We start from the raw sequence: 20,756 nt of genomic DNA on the forward strand, positions 1-20,756 counted from the left end.
CAACGACCCCGACACGAGTGAACACAATACTTTGCCAGACTTCTTTTTGCACGGCGGGTACATGCCGCGCGCCCTGGCGGCTGGGTAGGCTCTGACTGTGCCTCTGCCACCCGATCCAGATCCCGCCCTGCAGGCGTACGCCCATCCGGAACGCCTGGTGACCGCTGATTGGTTGTCGGCCAACCTCGGTCGACCGGGCTTAGCCATCGTCGAATCCGACGAGGATGTGCTGCTCTACGACACCGGCCACATCCCCGGCGCCGTCAAGATTGACTGGCACACCGACCTCAACGATCCCCACGTGCGCGACTACATCGACGGTGAGCAGTTCGCTGACCTGATGAACCGCAAGGGGATCTCCCGCGACGACACCATCGTGGTCTACGGCGACAAGAGCAACTGGTGGGCCGCCTATGCGATGTGGGTGTTCACCCTGTTCGGCCACCCTGATGTCCGGCTGCTCAACGGCGGACGCGACCTGTGGATCTCCGACGGCCGCGAAACCACCCTCGCGGTGCCCACCAAACAGTCCACCGGCTATCCCGTCGTCGAACGCAACGACGCGCCGATCCGCGCGTACAAGGAAGACGTGCTGGCCATCCTGGGCCAAGAGCCGCTCATCGACGTGCGCTCACCGCAGGAGTACACCGGCGAGCGCACGCACATGCCGGACTATCCCGAGGAGGGTGCGCTGCGCGGCGGCCACATCCCCACCGCGAAGTCGATCCCGTGGGCCAAGGCGGCCGACGACAGCGGCCGGTTCCGCAGCCGCCCCGAACTCGAGGAGCTCTACGGGTTTTTGCAGCCCGGCGACAAGACGGTGGTGTACTGCCGCATCGGTGAGCGCTCCAGCCACACCTGGTTCGTGCTGACCCATCTGCTCGGCCTGCCCGATGTGCGCAACTACGACGGCTCGTGGACCGAATGGGGCAACGCGGTGCGCGTGCCCGTCGCGGTCGGGGAAGAGCCAGGCGAAGCGCCGTGAGCATGCCGCCCGCCTTGGCCGAGGTGGTGTCGGATTTCGCCGAGGTGCAGGGGCAGGACAAGCTGCAACTGCTCCTCGAGTTCGCCATGGAGCTTCCCGCACTGCCCGCCGATCTCGAAGAGGCCGCGATGGAGCCGGTGCCCGAATGCCAGTCGCCGTTGTTCTTGCATGTCGACGCCCAGGACCGCGAACACGTGCGGCTGTACTTCAGCGCCCCGGCCGAAGCCCCGACCACGCGCGGGTTCGCCGCGATCCTCGCCGCCGGGCTCGACGACCACCCCGCCGACGTGATCCTGGCCGTGCCCGACGACTTCTATTCCGAACTCGGGTTGGCCGCGCTGATCAGCCCGCTGCGGCTACGCGGCATCTCGGCGATGTTGGCCCGCATCAAACGTCGACTGCGCTAGCCAACCCAAAGCGCTGCGGCTCAAGATGTTTCGCGGCGCGCCCACCTTGCCTGTGCGCACCGGACGGCGTCGAACTGCCCAGCGGCCCGATCGCGGGAGACACGTGGGCACCGCGTCATCAGGTGCCCCGTATCGCCCCTTAAACTTCCCCGGGATAGATTCTTAAAGACGTTTCTTAGAGATATGCCGTCAGGAGGCCACGTGGCAAGTCACGCCAGCTCAAAGATCTCCAAGGTGCTCGTCGCCAACCGTGGGGAGATCGCGGTCCGGGTCATCCGGGCGGCCAGGGATGCGGGGCTGCAGAGCGTGGCCGTCTACGCCGAGCCCGACGCCGACGCACCGCACGTACGACTCGCCGACGAGGCGTTCGCGCTCGGCGGGCAGACCTCCGCGGAGTCCTACCTCGACTTCGCCAAGCTGCTCGACGCCGCCGCGAAGTCGGGCGCCAACGCGATCCACCCCGGCTACGGGTTCCTGTCGGAGAACGCCGACTTCGCCCAGGCCGTCCTCGACGCCGGGTTGATCTGGATCGGCCCGAGCCCGCAGTCGATCCGCGACCTAGGTGACAAGGTGACCGCGCGCCACATCGCCGCGCGTGCGCAGGCTCCCCTCGTGCCGGGCACCTCGGATCCGGTGAAGGACGCCGACGAAGTAGTGGCCTTCGCCAAGGAGTACGGCGTGCCGATCGCCATCAAGGCGGCGTTCGGTGGCGGCGGCCGCGGTATGAAGGTGGCCCGCACCATCGAAGAGATTCCTGAGCTCTACGACTCGGCGGTGCGCGAGGCCACCGCGGCGTTCGGGCGCGGCGAGTGCTTCGTCGAGCGCTATCTGGACAAGCCGCGCCACGTCGAGGCCCAGGTCATCGCCGATCAGCACGGCAACGTCATCGTCGCGGGCACCCGCGACTGCTCGCTGCAGCGCCGGTTCCAGAAGCTGGTGGAAGAAGCACCGGCGCCGTTTCTCACCGATGCGCAGCGCAAAGAGATCCACGAGTCGGCCAAACGCATCTGCAAGGAGGCCGGCTACTACGGCGCGGGCACCGTCGAGTACCTGGTCGGCCAGGACGGGCTGATCTCGTTCCTCGAGGTCAACACCCGCCTGCAGGTCGAGCACCCGGTGACCGAGGAGACCTCGGGCATCGACCTGGTGCGCCAGCAGTTCCTGATCGCCAACGGCGACGCACTCGAGATCACCGAGGACCCGACCCCGCGCGGGCACTCCATCGAGTTCCGCATCAACGGCGAGGACGCCGGCCGCGGTTTCCTGCCCGCGCCCGGCCCGGTGACCAAGTTCGAGGCTCCGCAGGGCCCCGGTGTGCGGTTGGACTCCGGCGTGGAGACCGGCTCGGTGATCGGCGGACAGTTCGACTCGATGCTGGCCAAGCTCATCGTCACCGGCGCCAACCGCCAGGAGGCGCTCGAGCGGTCGCGCCGCGCGCTCGACGAGTTCACGGTCGAGGGCCTGGCCACCGTCATCCCGTTCCACCGCGCCGTGGTGTCCGACCCGGCGTTCATCGGCGACGACAACGGTTTCACCGTGCACACCCGCTGGATCGAGACCGAGTGGGACAACACCATCGAGCCGTTCACCGGCGGTGACCCGATCGAAGAGGAAGACACCATCCCGCGGCAGACCGTCGTCGTCGAGGTGGGCGGGCGTCGGCTCGAGGTGTCGCTGCCCGGTGATCTCGCGATCGGCGGTGGCGGCGGCGCAGCGGGCGGCAACGTCGTGCGCAAGAAGCCCAAGCCGCGTAAGCGGGGCTCCAACGCCGGTGCGGCCGCCTCCGGCGACGCCGTGACCGCGCCGATGCAGGGCACCGTGGTGAAGGTGGCCGTCGAGGAGGGCCAGCAGGTCGCCGCCGGTGACCTCGTCGTGGTGCTCGAGGCGATGAAGATGGAAAACCCCGTCACCGCGCACAAGGAGGGCACCATCACCGGGCTCGCGGTGGAGGCCGGAGCGGCCATCACCCAGGGCACCGTCCTCGCCGAGATCAAGTGACTTCGGTGCGCGAACCGACGCCGAGCGAGCGTTAGCGCACCGAAATCGCATGGAGCCCGTCGAGATCAACGCAGGCGCGTGGTATCTGCGCGCCTTGCGCGCCGACGACCGCATCGACGACCGGCCTGCGCTTTCCGAGTTGGGTGAGACGGCCGCCGACTACGTCGAGACGCGGGCCGCGCAGTGGGCGGACGACACCACGTATTCGTGGGCGGTGTGCGAGCCGACGACCGGTGAGATGCTCGCGGAGGTGACGCTGTCCCCGGCCACCGGGCACATCGGTCTGCGCGCCCGCGAGGGCCATGGCCGCGCCGCGCAAGCCGCCGGCGACGCGGTGCGGCGGTTCGCCGACTCGCTGGGATGACCCTCTACCTGACGTCGATGTCGGTTCCGGTCGCGAGGTCCTCGCACGGTACTGCGACGACGTCGTCGCGCTGCGCCAAAAACGGCCGCGCGCCCTCGTCGCCGTGCAGCCGCTCGAGCAGCGGCGCCCAGTGTCTGCGGGCGAGCACGACGGGGTGACCGGGCGTGTCGGCGTAGTGCGCCCGCGCCAGACCGGACGCCGACCGACGCGCCGCTGCGAGCACCCGCGCCACGACGGCGGCGCCGATGTCGGGCGTGTCGACGGTGAGCACCACCGCATAATCGGCGTCGACCGCGGTCAGACCGGCGCGCAGCGAGGCCGACAGACCGGCCGCCCAGTCCTCGGCGATCACCGCGCGGGCAGGTGCAGGCACATCGACGACGGCCGCGCCCAGCACCACCACCACGTCGTCGCATCCTCCGCGGTGCAGCGCGGAGACCGCCGATGCCAGCCACTGACCTTGTGCGGCAAGCACTTTGGGCATTCCGTAGCGGCTGCCCGCCCCGGCGGCCAGCAATACGCCTGCGGTCGTCATGGCCCTCTCTCAGGTTTGCGACGCTGTGAGCTGCGATTATAAGAAGCCTGCCATTGCGATTGTGGTTGTCATGGCCAGCGCGTAGGGTTCAAGACAGGTTGAGTTCACAGCCGAGCTGGGAACGTCATCGACGCACAGGGGAGAATGTCTCCCTGTATTTTGACTTTGAGATCGCAGGGTCTACTTCTTTTGACGTGAACCACAGTCCCGAATCCGACTGATGGAGTCACAATGTCTACTGTTTCTGATACCTCGTCCGCTTCGCCGAGAGCCTCCGCCGACTCGGTGCACTACCGCACCGCGCGGTTCAGCACCCAGTGGTTGACGCCCGATACGGCGGTCATCGCAGTGCACGGCGAGATCGACGCGGCGAACTCCCGCGAGTTCGTCGATTACGCGCTGCGCCACGCCGGCCAGACCCGCCGGCTGATACTGGATCTGTCCGGTGTCGAGTTCTTCGGCACAGCAGGGTTTTCCGCGCTGCATACCTTCAACGTGCGCTGTGTGGGCGCACGTATCGAGTGGGCGCTGACAGCGGGCGCCGGGGTGGCCCGGATCCTGCAGATCTGCGACCCCGACTGGTACCTGCCGATGCACTCGAGTGTCGACGAAGCGTTGTCGGCAGTGCAGGGTCAATCACCGCCGCTACTGCAGCTGGTCCCGAAGTCGCGCTAGGGATTTCGCCAACAGCCTCGAGACGTGCATCTGCGAGATGCCCACTCGTTCGGCGATCTGGGTCTGCGTGAGCGACTCGAAGAACCGCAGCACCAGCACGGTCCTTTCCCGCTCCGGTAACGCAGCGAGCAACGGCCGCAAAGCTTCTCGGTTCTCGATCTGATCGAGCCCGAAGTCGACGTCGCCAAGGGTGTCGGCGATGGCGGGGGCGTCGTCATTGGCGCTCCCGCCGCTGTCGATCGACAGCGTGTTGTAGGAACTGCCGGCCACCAGGCCCTCGACGACCTCGTCGCGGTCCATGTCCAGTTCGGCCGCCAACTCCGACGCGGTCGGTGCGCGGCCGAGCCGCTGTGACAGTTCGGCGGTGGCCGCGCCGAGCCGCAGATGCAGTTCCTTGAGCCGGCGGGGCACCTTGACCGACCAGCTGTTGTCGCGGAAATGCCGCCGGACCTCACCCATGATCGTCGGCACCGCGAACGACACGAAGTCCGAACCCGCCTCGACGTCGAAGCGGATCACCGCGTTCACCAGCCCGACCCGGGCCACCTGCACCAGGTCTTCGCGCGGCTCACCACGCCCGTCGAAGCGTCTGGCGATGTGGTCGGCCAGCGGCAGGCAGCGCTCGACGATGCGGTCGCGCTGCCGCTGGAATTTCGCCGAACCTTCCGGAACGGCCTTCAACTCGCGGAACATGTCGGCGACATCCGCGTACTCAGAGTTCGATCGCGACGACGAACCCTGTGACGTGGGGGGCGTCACTGCAGCGAGCTCGCTCGTCTCGTCGTCATCGAGATCCCGAACACCCGCGCGTTGTCGGGACCACGCCCGTCCTCGAAGGTGCGGACCTCGTCGGTCAGCGAACTGAGCACATGCCAGCTGAAGCTACCGGGCGAGAGGATGTCGGGGCTCTTGCATGTGGTGGACGCGTCGATGACTACCGCGTCCCGCCGTGCGTCGATCACCACGAGAAGCACCGAGCCGGGCACCGCCGACCGGATCAACCGGGTGCACGCTTCGTCGACGGCCAGCCGCAGGTCGGCGACCGCATCGAAGTCCAGGTCTTCAAAGGTCGCCACCGCGGCGACCAGAGTCCGTAGCACGGCAAGGTTCTCGAGCTCGGCGGCGACCCGAAGTTCCACTGACGAGCCGCCACGCTGGTGCCCGTTGTTCGTGTTGGTGGCCTCGGCCATTTGCCCTCCCGGCGATGTCGAGCCGAGATTACCCCAGGATGTACCCCAGCTAACCACTAGCGCTCCGATAACCCAGTGCAGCCGCGCGTGTGCCGGCTGCGCCCAACGGGTAATCCACGAGCATGGACACGAGGTTGCGCAAGATCCTTGTGACGGCCGGGCTGGTGCTGATGGCGTTGATTCTGGTCGCGGTGGCGATATACGCCGCCGCGTTCATCATGATCGCGCCGATGATGCAGTGACGTCGACAGCTTCGACCTTGCTGGGTCCTTGTTCAAAATCTCTTTCACCATGGTGCAGGTCCAGTACCCCCACGACCTCGGACATCAAACATGCGGCTGCGCCGTAGCGATGTGCAGGGCCCGGGTCTGCGCCGGGTGCGGCGCGGACGCGGGTTCTCCTATCAACATCGCGATGGCACCGCGGTCACCGATGCGGCGACGCTAGAGCGCATCAAGGACCTGGTGATCCCGCCGGCGTGGAAGCGGGTGTGGATCTGCCCCTATCCCAACGGCCACATTCAGGCCGTGGGCACCGACGCCGCCGGCCGACGTCAATACCTCTACCACCAGCAGTGGCAGGAGGAGCGAAGCGAGGAGAAGTTCGACCGGGTGCTGCAGATGTCGGCGGCGCTGCCCGAGATGCGCCGCCGGATCGCATCGGATCTGCGCGGTCGCGGGCTGAGCCGTGACCGGGTGCTCGCGCTGGCGCTGCACCTGCTCGATCTCGGATACTTCCGGTCCGGCAGTGAGCAATACGCCGAGGAGAACAACTCGTTCGGGATCGCGACGCTGCTGCGTGAACACGTCACGCTGCACCGTCAGGGCGTCGAATTCGACTACCCGGCCAAGAGCGGGGTGCGCCGAACCTTGCACATCGATGATCCCGAGGTCATCAGGTCCGTGCGCGCGCTGCTGCGCAGACCCGAGCGCGGCGAGCGGTTCTTGGTCTGCCGCAGCGGTGCGGGCTGGACCGAGATCCACGCCGACGACCTCAACAGTCGGTTCAAGGAGCTGGTCGGCGAGGACTACTCCGTCAAGGATCTTCGGACCTGGCATGGCACGGTGCTGGCCGCGGTGGCCTTCGTCGACGCTGACCCGCCGGTGAACGAGAAGGTGGTCAAACGGGTCGAGTCCGCCGTGATGAAGGAGGTCGCCGAGGAACTCGGCAACACCCCGGCGGTGGCGCGCGGTTCCTACGTCGACCCGCGCGTGGTCACCGGCTATGAGTCGGGGCTGACCATCGCCGCCGCCGCGCGCCGGGCGGCCAAGGTCGACGCGGTCGACGAGCGGCAGGCGATTCTGGACCGCAGCACGGCGCGGTTGATCCGCAAGGTCGCCAACGGCTAGTCCGCTAGTAGCCCGACGCGGCCCCGTTGCCCAGATAGCTCAACCCGGTGTCGGCCAGCGACGCCGGGTCGAGCAGGTTGCGCGTGTCGAGCACGACGGCGCCCGGCGACTGTTCGGCGATCAGCGGCCAGTTCAGGTCGCAGAACTCGGGCCATTCGGTGAGTACGACGACGGCGTCGGCGTCCTTGGCCGCCAGGTACGGGTCGTCGACGGCAGCGACGCTGGCCCGCCGCAGCGCGACCTGGTCGATCTGCTCGAGGCGCGGGTCGTAACCGGTGATCTGCGCGCCGGTTCGGCCCAGCTCGGCGCAGATCGTCAACGCCGGTGAATCCCGCACGTCGTTGGTGCCGGCCTTGAATGTCAAGCCCAGCACGGCGACCCGCGCGTGTGCCAGCGGGGTGGCCATCGTGCGGCTCAGCGTGGAGACGATGCGTGCGGGCTGTGCGGCGTTGGTGCAGCGCGCCGATTCCACCTCCGGCAGCTCGACTCCGGCCAACCGACCGGTGTGCAGCAGGGCGGCGGTGTCCTTGGGCAGACACGAGCCGCCCCATCCCGGACCCGGCTGCAGGAAGTGCTGGCCGATCCGCACATCGGCGCCCATGCAGCGGGTGACGTCGCCGATGTCCGCGCCGACCCCCGCGCACAGCCGGGCAAGTGAGTTGGCGTACGAGATCTTCACCGCGAGAAACGCATTGCTCGCGTACTTGGCCAGCTCGGCGCTTTCCGGGCTCATCCGCAGAATCGGCGCCGACGCCCCGTACACGTCGGCGACGGACTCGGCGGCGGTGTCGTCGTCGGCGCCGATCACGACCCGGTCGGGATGACGGAAGTCATAGACGGCGTGGCTCTCGCGCAGAAACTCCGGATTGGACACCACCTCGATACCGGTCGGCTCGAGCCGGCGCGCCAGCCACCGCGTAGTGCCGACCGGCACCGTCGACTTCAGCACCAGCACGGCGGTCGACGGCAGCAGCGCGGCCAGTTCGGCGACGGCGGCTTCGACCGCGGACAGATCGGCTGATCCGTCGAACCGGCTCGGCGTCGGCACACAAACGAACACCACGTCGCGATCGGCGAGTTCGGCGTAATCGGTGCTGAACACCAGGGTTTGGGCAGCCAAGCCCTGCCCCAGCAGCAGCGGCAGCCCGGGTTCGTCCAGCAGCGCCTGACCGCGGTTGAGCTGTTCGACCCGGCCGGCGTCGACGTCGACGCACACCGTGGGGTGCCCCCGCTCGGCGAGGCATACGGCGGTCGTCAACCCCACGTAGCCGGCGCCGATCACGCCCACCCGCACGCCGCTCATGCGCACTCCTGCAGCAGGTTCTTGCTGGCTTCGAGCACCCGCGACACCGTGATCAACAGCAGCCCGGGATGCGGATCCTCGGCGTGCGGATCGCCTTTGTCGCCTGCCCACACCGCGATGTGCGGGCCCGCGCCGCGCGGACCCCAGCGGCTCGGCGGTGTCGGGCCGAACAGCAGCACCGACGGGGTGCCGGTTGCGGTGGCGATGTGTCCGACACCGGTGTCACCACAGATCAACAGCCGGCAGTCGTGGATCAGCGCCACCAACTCGAGCAGCCCCAGAGTTCCTGCCAGCACACGGCTGTGCGGCAGGCCGGCCATGTCGGCCACCGACCGCGCCAGCTCGACCTCGGAGCGGTCACCGGTGATGACGACGTCGTGCCCGCCGTCGTGCAGCGCGGCGGCGACGGTCGCGAAACGTTCAGGCGGCCAGCGCCGCGCCCCGTACGCCGCGCCGGGATGAATCACCACCGCCGACGAGCGGTCGGGGTGACCAGGCGGGCGCGGGATGGTGAGATCTGTTGGATCGCAGGCGATCCCGGACCACGCCAGAAGCGCACACCAGCGGTCGACCTCGTGCAGATCCGCGCGCCACGGCGGGCCGTTCACCCCGGGATAGGCGTTGTGTCGATGGCTGAGCAGCGTGCGCGGATTCAGCGCCAGCAGGTCGGCCAAGCTCTGCGGTCCGCTGCCGTGCAGGTTGACCGCCAGCGCGGGCGGGTGGCCGAGTGCAGCCAGCTGGCCGAGTCCCGGTGTGTGATGGACCCCGTCGACAGCGCCCGTCAGCATCGCCAGGTCCGCGTACCGCTGCGGGGCGGCCAGCACGATGCGCGCGTCCGGATGTGCGCGTCGCAACCCGCGCAGCGCCGGGACGCCGGTCAGCAGGTCACCGAGGCCCAACGCACGCAACACCAGAACGGTGTCTTGGCTCACGGCCACGAGGATTCCGTCGAGGCGCACACGACCATCTCCCGGATCTCGCAGCCCGCCGGCTGGGCCAACGCGAACACCACGGTTTCGGCGACGTGTTCGGGTTGGTTGAGTTTGGCGTCCGGTGGCGGCTTGTACTGCTCGTCGCGGTCGTCGAAGAACGCGGTGTGCATACCGCCGGGGATCAGCGTCGTGACGCCGACCTGCCCGGCCAGCTCCGCGGCCAATGCGCGGGAGAACCCGACGACGCCGAACTTGGCGGCGCAGTATGCGGTTGCGTCGCTGACGGCCTTGATCCCCAGGGTCGACGCGCAGGTGACGATCGTGCCGTGGGTGCTTTTCAGATACGGCAGCGCGGAGCGGATCACCGCGGCGGTGCCGAGCAGGTTCACGTGTACCACCCGCTCCCAGTCCTTGGCGGGGACGTCGTCGAGCTTGCCGCACGAGTCGATGCCCGCGGCGGTGAACACCCCGTGAACCTGCCCGTCCACGCGATCGGCAAGGGCCTTCACGGCGCTGTCGACGGCTTCGGTGTCGGCCAGGTCCGCCCGCTCGAAGATCATCGAGCCGTCACCGGGCTCGTTCCTGTCGATGATCAGCGGTGTGCCACCCTGTTGCGCAACGGCTTTCGCGGTGGCGGCACCAAGGCCGGATGCACCGCCGGTGATGATGATGTTCCCCATGCTCATGTCTCGACTCCTCCTCGATCCGGTCCTCGCTCGTTCCTGGCTGCGATCCTCACTCGTTGTCGCCTTCGGGCGCTCATACGCAGTTCCTTTCGGTCACGACCGCGCCGCGGCGATCAGGTTGGACGAGGAGTAACCGGCGACGGTGGGTAGCAGCACCACTTCCCCGCCGTGACGGCGCACCACGTCGGCCTCGGGCAGTTCGGCCTCGGTGTAGTCGCCGCCTTTGACCCAGATGTCGGGCCGCAGTTGGGCAAGGGCATTCTCCGGGGACAGTTCGTCGAAGATGACGACCGCGTCGACGCACGCCAACGCCGCGAGCACGCGCGCTCGGTCCGCGCCGGCCATCACCGGCCGCCGCGGGCCCTTGAGCGCACGCACCGACGCGTCGGAGTTGAGCAGCACCACGAGCGCGTCACCGAGTTGGCGGGCCTGGCGCAGCAACCGGATATGGCCGGTGTGCAACAGGTCGAAGCATCCGCCCGTGGCGACCAGCGTCTTGCCCGGGCGGCGGATCTGCTCCCGTACGGCGGTCACGTCGTCGGTGATCAGCTCGGTTTGTACTGCCGCAGAGCGGTTTCCGTCCGGCGCCGCCGGACTGGACACGCCGACCGCACCGCCGGTGCTGACGAACCGGCTTGCGGCGTCCACCGCGGCAGTGACCGCGGCCTCCGCGGTTGCGCCCGTGCCGAGCGCTTGGGCGGCAGCGATCGCGAACCGGTCACCTGCGCCGCAGGTGTCGCCCGCGGCACCGCGGGCGGCGGCTTCGGGCACCCCGATGGGCACGTTGCCGTTCTCGGTGGCCAGCAGCGCGCCGCGGGCACCCAGCGTGATACACACCGCCCTGGCGTCCCACAGCCGGCGCAGTGAGCCGGGCGGGTTCCCGGCGGCCTCAGCCTGATTGGGGGTGACCAACCAGCATCCCCTGGTCGGCACCGCGCCGCGCGGATGCGGATCCCAGACCACCGGCACCCGGTCGGCGATGCGGGTCAGCACGTCGCGAATGCCTTGGTGGGCGGTGACGCCGTGACCGTAGTCCGCAACGCACACCGCGCGCGCCTGTTCCAGCGCGGTCACCACGGCCTCTGGAGCGCTGTCGCCCACGGCCACGCCGGTGCCGTGGTCAAGCCGCAGCATCGACTGTCCGGCCGCGCGGATCCTCGTCTTGCACACCGTTGTTCCCGACATCGGCAGGGCAAGCACCGTCACGCCGGCGTGCGCGAGCAGGTCGGTGAGCGCACGCCCGTCCGCGTCGTCGCCGACGGCGGTGACCAACACCACGTCCTGCTCCACGCGGGCGGCGAGGGCGGCGGCCAGGCCGGCGCCGCCGGGACGCTGCCAGATGCGCTCGGCGTCGACGACGGGCACGGGCGCCTCCGGGCTGAGCCGGGTGGCGCTGCCCTCGATGTCGACGTCGAGCATCGAGTCACCGACGATGACCAACGGCTTAGCCATGAGACACCTCCAGAAGCACGTCGTCGAGCGCGATGCACAGCGCGTGCACCAGAAGCAGATGGATCTCCTGCACGGTCGCGGTGGTAGCCGCTTCCACGCACACCGCGTCGTCGCACATGGCGGCCAACGGGTTCGGCGCAGGCCCCGTCAGCGCCCAGGTGGTCAGCCCGGTCTCGTGGGCGGCCTTGACGGCGGCGAGGACGTTGGCGCTGGTGCCGCTGGTGGACAAGGCGACCAGGATGTCACCCGGCCGACCGTGTGCGCGCACCCCGCGGGCGAACATCTCATCGGACCCGTAGTCGTTGGTGATCGCGGTCAGCGCCGACGTGTCGGCGTGTAATGAGATGGCCGACAACGGCATTCGTTCGGCACGGAACCGTCCGACGAGTTCTGCTGTCAGATGCTGGGCCTCGGCCGCGCTGCCGCCGTTGCCGCAGGCCAGCAACCGACCGCCATCGGTGAGCACCCCGGCGAGTCGCCTGCCCCATTCGGTGAGCCGGGGCGCCTGGTGGCCGATGTGATCGACGGCCTGCGACAGCGCGCAGAAATGTTGCTCGATCATCGTTGTCCTCCCAATCGGTCGACCGCGCTGCACAGTTGTGCGTCGGTGATGTCGTCCAGACACGGATGGCCATCGACCGGACATTCGCGGGCACGGGTGAGTCGGCACGGGGCTTGCTGGTCTCCGAGCCGGATAACGTTGTGGCCGTAGGGAAGCCACTGCTCGGCGGGCACCACCGGCGCGAACAGTGAGACCACCGGTGCGTCGACGGCTGCGGCCAGGTGTGCGGGCCCGGTGTTGGGCGCGACGACCACCTTCGCGCTCGCATACACCGCTGCCAGCGTGGCAAGCGATGTGCACCCGCCGAGGTCGATCGCGACGTCACCGGCCACCGCAGCGGTGAGGTCACGTTCGGTGTCGTCGCCGGTGACCACAACGCGGTGTCCGGCCGCCGCCAACGCCGCGACCATCCAGGCGCTTCGCGCGGTGGTGGGTCTGCGGGCCGGCACCGCCGCCCCGGGGTGAAAAGCCACATACGGTGCGTCACCGAGCTTCTCGGTCAACGCGGGCGGCAGTTGGGGCGGCGTCCGTACGCGCAGCCTGCCGTCGTCGTCCGTCGGCAACCCGCATCCGGCCGCGCGCACCAGCGACAGGGCCCGCTCGGGTTCGGGCACACCGTCTTCGACGTGGTGACGCAGGTCGAGCAGGGTGCCGGGATAATCCTCGCTGATCGCGCCGATCCACGGCACCGACGCCATCCGGCAGATCAGCGCCAACGGCAACGGCGACTGGTGAAACGACGTGAGGATGTAGACGCGGTCGGGCGCCAGGTCGCGCAGCTGCTTGACGAGTGCGTCCACATGTCCCGCGGTGAGTTCGGGTGAGTCGAAATCGACCCAGGGCGCCTGCCATTCGATGATGTCGTCGACCGCGGGCAGCAGCTCGGCCGCTGCCCGGCCCCGCGGTCCGGCCAGAAAGGTCACATCGCCGTGGCGCGCGGCGACGGCGCGGACCGCAGGGCCGGTGATCAGCACATCGCCGGCACTGTCGAGTCGGGCTACCACGGCGCCACTCATCGGCAGTCCCTGAGCACCAGCCGTACCGCGTCGCCGATGGTCGCGGCGACACGGGCGCGTTGGTGCGCGTCGCTGATCTCGCGGGTCAGCGTGCGCTCGGTCGGTACCAGCACCGCGTGCGCACCCGCGGACAGGGCGGCCTCGACATCGGCGCCGGTGTCCCCGATCAGCACGCAGCGGGCGGGTTCGACGCCCAGTTCGGCTGCGGCGGCCCGCACCATTCCCGGTGCGGGCTTACGGCATTCGCAGCCGTCGCCGGCGTCGTGGACACAGATCTGCCACGAGCCGAACGGTCCCACCGCCGCGTCGACTTCGGTGTTGACCGCCGCCAGTTCGTCGGGGCTGATCAACCCCTTGGCCACGCCGGACTGGTTGGTGACGATGGCCAGCAGCAGACCCCTGTCACGCAACCGCCGCAACGCGTCGTGCGCACCGCGTACCGGCCGCACCCCGGCGGGGTCACGCAGATACGGTCCGTCTTCGATGACGGTGTCGTCGCGGTCGAACAGCACCGCCAGCGGCGGCTCCGGCCGCGACGACCGAAACGCCCACGCCCCGCCGATGCGGTGAGCCACTGCGACAGGCGGGATCAGGACGCTCGTGACCGCCATCTTCGTCGCTTCGCGCGCGGTGTGCGGGCCCGCCCAGAATCGGCGGGCGGCGAACTCGGTGGTCAGCGCGGCCCATAGCGCGGCCGCGCAACCGGCGATGCGTCGCCGGCCCGCGAGGACGACGGCCGCAGCGGTCAGCGCCGCCGCGGTGGCCGCAGCGTGCACGCGCAGGCGTCCGCGTCCCTCCCCGATCGCCTGGCGCCAGCGCCTTCCGTGTTTGCGCAGCATCAACGCGTCGTCACGGTTGCCGCGCTGGGCGCGTACGCTGCTGAAGAACGTCGCCGGCGCGACGGGATGCGTGCACCGTCGGGTTCCCTTGACGATGGTGTTGCCCGCCAACGTGATTCGCAGTGCGATGTCGGCGTCTTCGCGGTAGGCCCGCCGAAACCTCTCGTCGAACCCGCCGACGCGCACCAGCGCCGAGCGCCGGTAGGCCATGTCCGCGGTGATCCACTGGGCGTCGGCCAGTCCCTGGGTGCGACGTTCGTCGTCGGTGGCGCGCCGTCCCGGTGCGCGCGGCACGTCGATGACGCCTTGCGAACCGGCCGCGTCTTCGGTGTCGGCCTTCGCCAGGTCGTCGGCCACCGCTTCGAACCAGTTGTGTTGCGGTATGACGTCGTCGTCGAGGAAGCAGATCCATTCAGTGCTGCTGGCGCGCCACCCGAGGTTGCGTGCGGCGGCGGGCCCACGGCCCCCGCTGGACAACACGGTGACCGGCAGGCTGGTCTGAAAGCGCAACGGCGTTGTGGGCTGCGCGCGGTCGTCGACGACGATCACCGCCGTCGGCTTCGGGCCACCGGATCCGTCCAGTTGGGCCAGCAACCGGTGTACCGATTCCCGTCCGACGGTCGGCACCACCACGGCGAACTCCGGTGTCATCGCGGCCGCCTGACGAGGTACGGTCCGATCGCGAGCACGTCGATCGGTGCGCTGCCAAAGCATTCGAGCGCGTCGCGCGGGCTGTCCACCATCGGTCGCCCGGCGGTGTTGAAGCTGGTGTTGACGATCACCGGCACCCCGGTATGCGCAGCGAAGCGGCTGATCGTGGCGTGCAGAAGCGGGTTGTCGCGATCGACGGTCTGGATCCGCGCGGTGCCGTCGACGTGGGTGACGGCGGGGATCTTCGGCCGCCAGTCTTCGGCGACGTCGTGGACGAACAGCATGTAGGGGCTGGGAATCGGTCCGCCGGAAAATATCTCGTCGGCACGCTCGGCCAGCACCATCGGGGCGACGGGCCGGAACTGTTCGCGTCCCTTGACGTTGTTGAGCCGCTCCAGGTTCGCGATGCGGCGGGGGTCGGCCAACAGGGAGCGCTGGCCGAGGGCCCGCGGGCCGAACTCGGCGCGGCCCTGGAACCACGCCACCAGTTGGTCCTCGGCCAGCGCATCCCCGACGGCAGCGGCCAGATCGGCGGGCCGCTCGTGCGGTATCGCAGCGTCGCGCAGCACATCGGCGATCTTTTCGTCGGAGAACCCGCGGCCCAGCGCCGCCGACGGCATCGGGATAAGCGGTTCGCCTGCCTCACCGGCCAGCGCCAGCGCGGCGCCCAGCGCGGTACCGGCATCACCGGCAGCCGGTTGCACCCACACGTTCGAGAAGCCGCCCCGTGCCCAGATCTTGGAGTTCGCCACGCAGTTGAGTGCTACTCCCCCTGCCAGACAGAGGTTTTCCTGGTCGGTCTGGGCTCGCAGCCAGCCGACGAGATCCAGCAGCACCTCCTCGACGACCCGCTGCACGCTGCACGCCAGGTCGGCGTGCTGCGGTTCGGGGCGGTCCAGCGCATGGCCCTTGCCCGCACCGGGTTCCCGACGCGGTGTGAACGACTCCCAATCGATTGGCTCGGTGCGAAATCCGCCGTCGCCGGTGGCGTAGACCAACTCCCTGAACCGGTCGATGAAACGCGGCGTCCCGTAGGACCCCATCGCCATCACCTTGTACTCGTCGCTGGACCGCTGAAAACCCAGATGCTCGGTGAGGCTTTCGTAGAGCAGGCCCAGTGAATGCGGAAGTGATTGGCTGGCAAGGACATCGAGTTTGCTGTCGCGGTAGCTGCCCGCCAACATCGACGTGCGTTCCCCGCGGCCGTCGACCACCAGCACCGCCGAATCGGGGTGGGCTGAGGCCAGCGCGCTCGACGCGGCGTGCGCGGCGTGGTGGCGCACGTATCGGACGATGCCGGGGTCAAGACCGGGCAGCGCGGACTGCAGGAACTTGGGTGCGCGTTGGGCGTACATGGTGCGCAGGTACTCCCAGTCGCGGTCGAGCCCGGCCATGTCCTCGGTCGACTCGTCCATCAGGCGCGGGTCGTAGGAGTAGCCGACCGCGTCGAGGTCGGCGGGGCTCAGGCCGCCTTGCTGCAGACACCACCGCGCCGCCGCCACCGGCAGCTCCCACGTCGAGAACGGCACGGCGGACTTTCCGTGCTTGCGCCTGGAGAACCGCTCCTCTTCGGCGGCCGCGACAATCTGCCCGTCGACCACCAGCGCAGCGGCTGGGTCGTGAAATACCGCGTTGATTCCGAGGATTCGCATTGCCGGCTCCTAACTACCCTGCCGCCGCGGTGGCCTCGGGCGAGGTGGTCATCTGCGCGCGGAACCACTCGACCGTGCGGGCCAAGCCGTCCGCATAGCGCACCCGTGGTTGCCAACCCAGGAGCCTGCGCGCCAGCGTGATGTCCGGGCATCGCCGCTGTGGGTCGTCCTCGCCGGGCGGAAGGAAATGGATGGGCGAGTCGCTGCCCGCCAGTCCGCGGATGAGCTCGGCGATGTGAAGGACCGTCACCTCGTCGGGGTTGCCGATGTTGACCGGTCCTGCGCAGCCCGAGCTGGCCAGCGCCACCAGCGCGTCGACGGTGTCGTCGACGTAGCACAGCGACCTGGTCTGCACCCCGGTGCCGTTGACCGTGATCGGCTCCCCGGCCAGGGCCTGAGCGCAGAACGTCGGCACGATGCGGCCGTCGTCGGGGCGCATCCGTGGCCCGTAGGTGTTGAAGATGCGTGCCACGGCGACGTCGGCTGACCGTCCCCGCTGATAGGCGAACGTCAACGCTTCGGCGAACCGCTTGGCTTCGTCGTAGACGCTGCGCGGCCCGACGGGGTTGACGTTGCCCCAATAGGTTTCGGGCTGCGGGTGCTCCAGCGGGTCGCCGTACACCTCGCTGGTGGAGGTCAGCACCAGCCGCGCCCCGCAACGCTCGGCGAAGTCGAGCGCGTTGGCGGTGCCGAGCGCGCCGGTGCGCAGCGTCTGCACCGGCAGCCGCATGTAGTCCACGGGAGATGCCGGGGACGCCAGATGAAAGACCGTGTCGACATCGGGCCGCGTCTCGGTCAGCGGCTCGCTGATGTCGTGGCGGACGAACCGGTAGCCGGGCCGGTCGCGTAGCAACGTGGCGGCCGTCGGCGCGCTGGTGGACAGGTCGTCCACGCAGGTGACCGCCACCCCGTCGTCGAGCAGTCGCTCGCACAGGTGACCACCGAGAAAGCCGCCGCCGCCGGTGACCACGACACGTCTCAGCTCATGCATCGTTTGCCCTTCTGTCGCCTGGGTAGCCAGCACAGTCATGAAGCCCCCGGATACGTCGTTTGTGATCGCCAGCCGCAACCGCGCCCAAGAGCTCGCGACGGTGGTGGCGCGCCTGCTGGATACCACCGCGTGCCCGATCGTGGTGGTGGACAACGCTTCCGAAGACGACAGCGTTGCGATCATGCGCCGAATCACGGCTCGCTCGGCGGGGCGGCTGCAGGTTGTCGAGTTGGACACCAACCAGGGGGCGGTGGGGCGCAATGCGGGGGTCGCGGCGTGCGCCACCCCGTATGTCGCGTTCTGCGACGACGATTCCTGGTGGACAGCCGAGTCCCCGGCCATCGGCGCGGAGCTCTTCGACAGCCACCCGTCGCTGGGCCTGCTGGCCGCCCGCACGATCGTCTGGCCGCAACGGCGCGAGGACCCGTTCACCGCGTTGTTGGCCGACAGCGCCCTCGGTCACCGCCCCGACCTGCCGGGCCCGTCCATCCTCGGGTTCATGAGTTGTGCGGCGATGGTGCGCGTTCACGCCTTTCAGCAGGCCGGCGGGTTCAGCGACATCCTGCATTTCCGCGGTGAGGAGCAACTGCTGGCCTTCGACCTGGCGGCCCTGGGCTGGGATCTGTGCTACTGCGCTGCGCTGACCGCCATCCACCAGCCGTCCGAGACCAGGGCCACCACGGCGGCCCAGGACGCCCGCGTGCTGCGCAACGACGCGCTGACCACATGGCTGAGACGCCCGATTCCGCAGTGCCTGCGGGTCACGGCAGATCTGCTGCGCTCCGCGGTCAAGGACCGCGAGCACGCCCGTGGTGCCGCCGAGGCCTTCCTGAAGCTGCCCGCTGTGGTGCAGCAGCGTCGCCCGCTCCCTGCGAACCTGGAGAAAGCGGTGGCCAAGCTGGAGGCGCAGTGAACCGGTCATCCCGATGACAGGCTCCTCGCCGGTTCGGCGGGCTGCGCGAAGCGCACCGGCACCAGGCGGTCGTAGATGCGTTGGGTGTCCGCGGCGATCCGGTCCCACGAGTAGCGGGCCTGTGCGCGGTCGCGACCGGCCGCACCGAGGCTTTGGCGCACGAAGTCATCACGCAACAAGTGGTTGACCGCTTCGGCGACCTTGTCGGGCCGCCGGGGCCGCACCAGTCGGCCGGTGACGTCGTGCACGACGGTGTCCAGCATTCCGCCGACCGCGGAGGCGATGACGGGTACGCCGCATGCCATTGCCTCCAGCGGAACGATGCCGAACGGCTCGTACCACGGCGTGCACGCGACCACATCGGCCGACCGAAGGATGGCCGGCATGTCCTCGCGGGCGACCGAACCGTAGAACCTCACCCGGTCCGCAACGCCGAGTTCCTCGGCCAGCGCGCGCAGCCGGCAGGCCTCCGGGTCGGAGTTCAGCCGGGTGATGTCCGGGCCGCCCACCAGCACCAGCTCGGCGTCGCGGATATAGGGCAGCGCGCGTACCACGACGTCAAACCCCTTGCGCGGCACGAACCTACCGACGCTGACAATCCGCCGGTAGTTGGTTCGGGGCGCCGTGGGTCCCCCCGGGCTGAACATGTCGAGGTTGACCCCGCACGGCACAACGGAGATGCGGCTGCGCGACCTGCCCAACCGCATCAGCTCGAACACCTCGTCGGTGCAGGTGGCCGCGACCCAGGTGGCGGTGCGGGCGACCGTCGCCTCCAGGCGCAGCCGGTCGGTCGGGCTGGTGTCATCGGCGCCCTGGTAGCGGCGCTTGACCACGCCCAGCGCGTGAAATGTCTGCACGGCAGGCAGATTCAGGTGCCGCGCGGCCAACTGCGTTGCGATACCGGACATCCAGAAGTGGGCGTGGGCGATGTCGGGGCGGTCAGCAGCCCATTCGGCGTCGAGGAACCGGGCGAACGGGCCCATGTGGACCAGCAGTTCGTCCTTGGGCAGCTGCTCGGGCGGTCCGGCAGGCACATGCACAACGGTGTAGCCCTGCGCTGTCTGCACCCGCTCGGGCAGTTCGCGGTCGTCTCTTCGGGTATAGACGGTCACTTGATGGCCGCGGCGTGCCAGGGCCGCCGACAGTTCGGCGACATGTACGTTCTGTCCGCCTGCGTCGGCGCCACCGAGCGCCGCCAGTGGGCTTGCATGCTCGGACACCATCGCGATCTTCATCGGCGTCCTCCTCCCGTCTTCATTGGCAGATGTCGCCGATGACGTCGTCCCACTCGCGCAGGAAACGTTCGAGCGAAAAGTGCGCCATCGCGTAGTCGCGAGCCGCCTTACCGGCGGCGGCCGCTGCCGGCCGGTCGGCGATGAACTCCTCGAGCGCATCCGCCAGCGTGTCGACGTCAGCGCTGACCACGCCCGCCTCGGCGGGCACCGTCAGCGGGGCCATCGTCGAGGCCACCGCGACCACCGGCATGCCGAGGTGCATGGCCTCCACCAGCGACAGGCCCAGCGACGTCCATCGCGCGGTGTGCAGGAACACCCGGCGCCGGGCCACCTCGGGCAGCAGCGTCGCGGTCGGGACGTCGCCCCTACCGCGCACGTGCCCGCCGCCGTCGGCGAGCATGCCGGTGCCCATGCCCCACACGTCGATCGGAACGCGGGCGCCGAGTGACAACAGCAGATCGGTGCCCACCGTGCGGCCCCGCCGGACAGGTTCGTTGATCATGGTCGCGGCGGCCGGGATCTCGCCGGTGTAGCAAGGCCCCGGGTCGGCGATCCCGTGGGCGATCACGCGGGTCGGTGCGATGCCGTTGTCCCACATCAACCGGTTGAAGTCGGTGACATGCACGATGGGGATGTCGTCGCGTTCGGCAAGCGGGTGAACGCTGTCGACGGCGAACGGCCGGGGCGCGTTGTGCTCGACGTAGACGGCGGGGATGTCGATTCCCGGCCTGCGGCCCAGCCAGCGCGCGGCCAGCTCGAGTTCCTCGGGCCGCTGCAACACCACCAGATCAATGTCTTCGTCGGCCAGCGCGGAAGCCGAAATCTCCTGTGCACGTAGCCAACTCCTGCCGCACAGCCCGCGACCGGCTGCGTCGCGGTTCTGCGTGTAGGGGACCCGATAGTGGTGTCGGCCCGCGACGAACGCCTCCGTCCACGACCCGTGCACGTGCCACACCAACACGGAGCGCGCAGTCGTGAGATCGAACATGACCGCCGCTTACCCGAGTACTTCGCTGGGAAA

At 69.2% G+C, this 20,756-nt stretch carries 21 protein-coding genes; 7 read left to right on the top strand and 14 right to left on the bottom strand.

From position 1 onward, the window contains the following. Positions 1-97: 97 nt before the first annotated feature. The 4 genes from ABQE93_RS08260 to ABQE93_RS08275 all read left to right on the top strand — a co-directional run bounded on the left by ABQE93_RS08260 (position 98) and on the right by ABQE93_RS08275 (position 3,754). On the top strand, positions 98-985 hold the full coding sequence (locus ABQE93_RS08260; RefSeq protein WP_448407021.1) for a sulfurtransferase: 888 nt from the start codon (positions 98-100) through the stop codon (positions 983-985). Beyond that, positions 982-1,392 (top strand): SufE family protein, encoded by a 411-nt coding sequence (locus tag ABQE93_RS08265; protein WP_448407020.1) that lies wholly within the window; start codon positions 982-984, stop codon positions 1,390-1,392. Before ABQE93_RS08260 ends, ABQE93_RS08265 begins: the two co-directional genes overlap by 4 nt. Positions 1,393-1,593: 201 nt before the next feature. Then, positions 1,594-3,390 carry an acetyl/propionyl/methylcrotonyl-CoA carboxylase subunit alpha gene (locus ABQE93_RS08270; protein ID WP_448407019.1) on the top strand — a complete coding sequence of 599 codons (1,797 nt, stop codon included), beginning with the start codon at positions 1,594-1,596 and terminating at the stop codon, positions 3,388-3,390. Positions 3,391-3,439: 49 nt separating this feature from the next. Continuing rightward, entirely contained in the window at positions 3,440-3,754 is a 315-nt protein-coding gene (locus ABQE93_RS08275; RefSeq protein ID WP_448407018.1) for a hypothetical protein, read from the top strand. A gap of 4 nt (positions 3,755-3,758) precedes the next feature. Here ABQE93_RS08275 and ABQE93_RS08280 read toward each other — a convergent pair whose 3' ends face one another. Next, positions 3,759-4,289, bottom strand: a complete 531-nt coding sequence (locus ABQE93_RS08280) for a nucleotidyltransferase family protein (protein ID WP_448407017.1) — start codon at positions 4,287-4,289, stop codon at positions 3,759-3,761. A gap of 231 nt (positions 4,290-4,520) precedes the next feature. Between ABQE93_RS08280 and ABQE93_RS08285 the strand changes: the two genes are divergently transcribed. After that, positions 4,521-4,964, top strand: coding sequence for an STAS domain-containing protein (locus ABQE93_RS08285; protein ID WP_448407016.1), 444 nt, complete (start codon positions 4,521-4,523; stop codon positions 4,962-4,964). On the opposite strand, the gene ABQE93_RS08290 is transcribed toward ABQE93_RS08285, so the two are convergent. Both ABQE93_RS08290 and ABQE93_RS08295 read right to left on the bottom strand, forming a co-directional pair. Further along, positions 4,935-5,657: an RNA polymerase sigma factor SigF gene (locus ABQE93_RS08290; protein ID WP_448393144.1), complete on the bottom strand. Its 723-nt coding sequence runs from the start codon at positions 5,655-5,657 to the stop codon at positions 4,935-4,937. The genes ABQE93_RS08285 and ABQE93_RS08290 overlap by 30 nt on opposite strands. A 62-nt stretch (positions 5,658-5,719) precedes the next feature. Then, the gene (locus ABQE93_RS08295) at positions 5,720-6,154 is read right to left on the bottom strand and encodes an ATP-binding protein (protein ID WP_448407015.1); all 435 of its coding nucleotides are present in this window, start codon (positions 6,152-6,154) and stop codon (positions 5,720-5,722) included. Positions 6,155-6,486: 332 nt separating this feature from the next. On the opposite strand from ABQE93_RS08295, the gene ABQE93_RS08300 reads away from it, so the two are divergent. Further along, positions 6,487-7,503, top strand: a complete 1,017-nt coding sequence (locus ABQE93_RS08300) for a DNA topoisomerase IB (RefSeq protein ID WP_448407014.1) — start codon at positions 6,487-6,489, stop codon at positions 7,501-7,503. Between the two features lie 4 nt (positions 7,504-7,507). On the opposite strand, the gene ABQE93_RS08305 is transcribed toward ABQE93_RS08300, so the two are convergent. From ABQE93_RS08305 to ABQE93_RS08345, 9 genes are all read right to left on the bottom strand, one after another. Continuing rightward, positions 7,508-8,806, bottom strand: a complete 1,299-nt coding sequence (locus tag ABQE93_RS08305; protein ID WP_448407013.1) for a UDP-glucose dehydrogenase family protein — start codon at positions 8,804-8,806, stop codon at positions 7,508-7,510. Then, on the bottom strand, positions 8,803-9,738 hold the full coding sequence (locus tag ABQE93_RS08310; RefSeq protein WP_448407012.1) for a glycosyltransferase family 9 protein: 936 nt from the start codon (positions 9,736-9,738) through the stop codon (positions 8,803-8,805). Before ABQE93_RS08310 ends, ABQE93_RS08305 begins: the two co-directional genes overlap by 4 nt. Next, positions 9,735-10,424: an SDR family oxidoreductase gene (locus ABQE93_RS08315; RefSeq protein WP_448407011.1), complete on the bottom strand. Its 690-nt coding sequence runs from the start codon at positions 10,422-10,424 to the stop codon at positions 9,735-9,737. Before ABQE93_RS08315 ends, ABQE93_RS08310 begins: the two co-directional genes overlap by 4 nt. Before the next feature lie 93 nt (positions 10,425-10,517). Then, positions 10,518-11,876 carry a PfkB family carbohydrate kinase gene (locus ABQE93_RS08320; protein ID WP_448407010.1) on the bottom strand — a complete coding sequence of 453 codons (1,359 nt, stop codon included), beginning with the start codon at positions 11,874-11,876 and terminating at the stop codon, positions 10,518-10,520. Then, complete coding sequence (locus tag ABQE93_RS08325) at positions 11,869-12,438, bottom strand: D-sedoheptulose-7-phosphate isomerase (RefSeq protein ID WP_448407009.1); 570 nt, start codon at positions 12,436-12,438, stop codon at positions 11,869-11,871. The genes ABQE93_RS08320 and ABQE93_RS08325 overlap by 8 nt, the downstream gene beginning before the upstream one ends. Beyond that, positions 12,435-13,454 (bottom strand): glycosyltransferase family 9 protein, encoded by a 1,020-nt coding sequence (locus tag ABQE93_RS08330; RefSeq protein ID WP_448407008.1) that lies wholly within the window; start codon positions 13,452-13,454, stop codon positions 12,435-12,437. Before ABQE93_RS08330 ends, ABQE93_RS08325 begins: the two co-directional genes overlap by 4 nt. Beyond that, entirely contained in the window at positions 13,451-14,944 is a 1,494-nt protein-coding gene (locus ABQE93_RS08335; protein ID WP_448407007.1) for an HAD-IIIA family hydrolase, read from the bottom strand. The genes ABQE93_RS08330 and ABQE93_RS08335 overlap by 4 nt, the downstream gene beginning before the upstream one ends. Beyond that, positions 14,941-16,596: a carbamoyltransferase family protein gene (locus tag ABQE93_RS08340; protein ID WP_448407006.1), complete on the bottom strand. Its 1,656-nt coding sequence runs from the start codon at positions 16,594-16,596 to the stop codon at positions 14,941-14,943. Before ABQE93_RS08340 ends, ABQE93_RS08335 begins: the two co-directional genes overlap by 4 nt. Before the next feature lie 13 nt (positions 16,597-16,609). Continuing rightward, positions 16,610-17,587, bottom strand: a complete 978-nt coding sequence (locus ABQE93_RS08345) for a UDP-glucuronic acid decarboxylase family protein (protein ID WP_448407005.1) — start codon at positions 17,585-17,587, stop codon at positions 16,610-16,612. Between the two features lie 37 nt (positions 17,588-17,624). Here ABQE93_RS08345 and ABQE93_RS08350 point away from each other — a divergent pair, with 37 nt between their 5' ends. After that, positions 17,625-18,500: a glycosyltransferase family 2 protein gene (locus ABQE93_RS08350; RefSeq protein ID WP_448407004.1), complete on the top strand. Its 876-nt coding sequence runs from the start codon at positions 17,625-17,627 to the stop codon at positions 18,498-18,500. Between the two features lie 5 nt (positions 18,501-18,505). Here ABQE93_RS08350 and ABQE93_RS08355 read toward each other — a convergent pair whose 3' ends face one another. Further along, positions 18,506-19,735, bottom strand: coding sequence for a glycosyltransferase (locus ABQE93_RS08355; protein ID WP_448407003.1), 1,230 nt, complete (start codon positions 19,733-19,735; stop codon positions 18,506-18,508). Positions 19,736-19,754: 19 nt separating this feature from the next. Then, positions 19,755-20,723 (bottom strand): glycosyltransferase, encoded by a 969-nt coding sequence (locus ABQE93_RS08360; protein WP_448407002.1) that lies wholly within the window; start codon positions 20,721-20,723, stop codon positions 19,755-19,757. Positions 20,724-20,756: the final 33 nt, after the last annotated feature.

The sequence above is a fragment of the Mycolicibacterium sp. XJ662 genome, assembly GCF_053484035.1.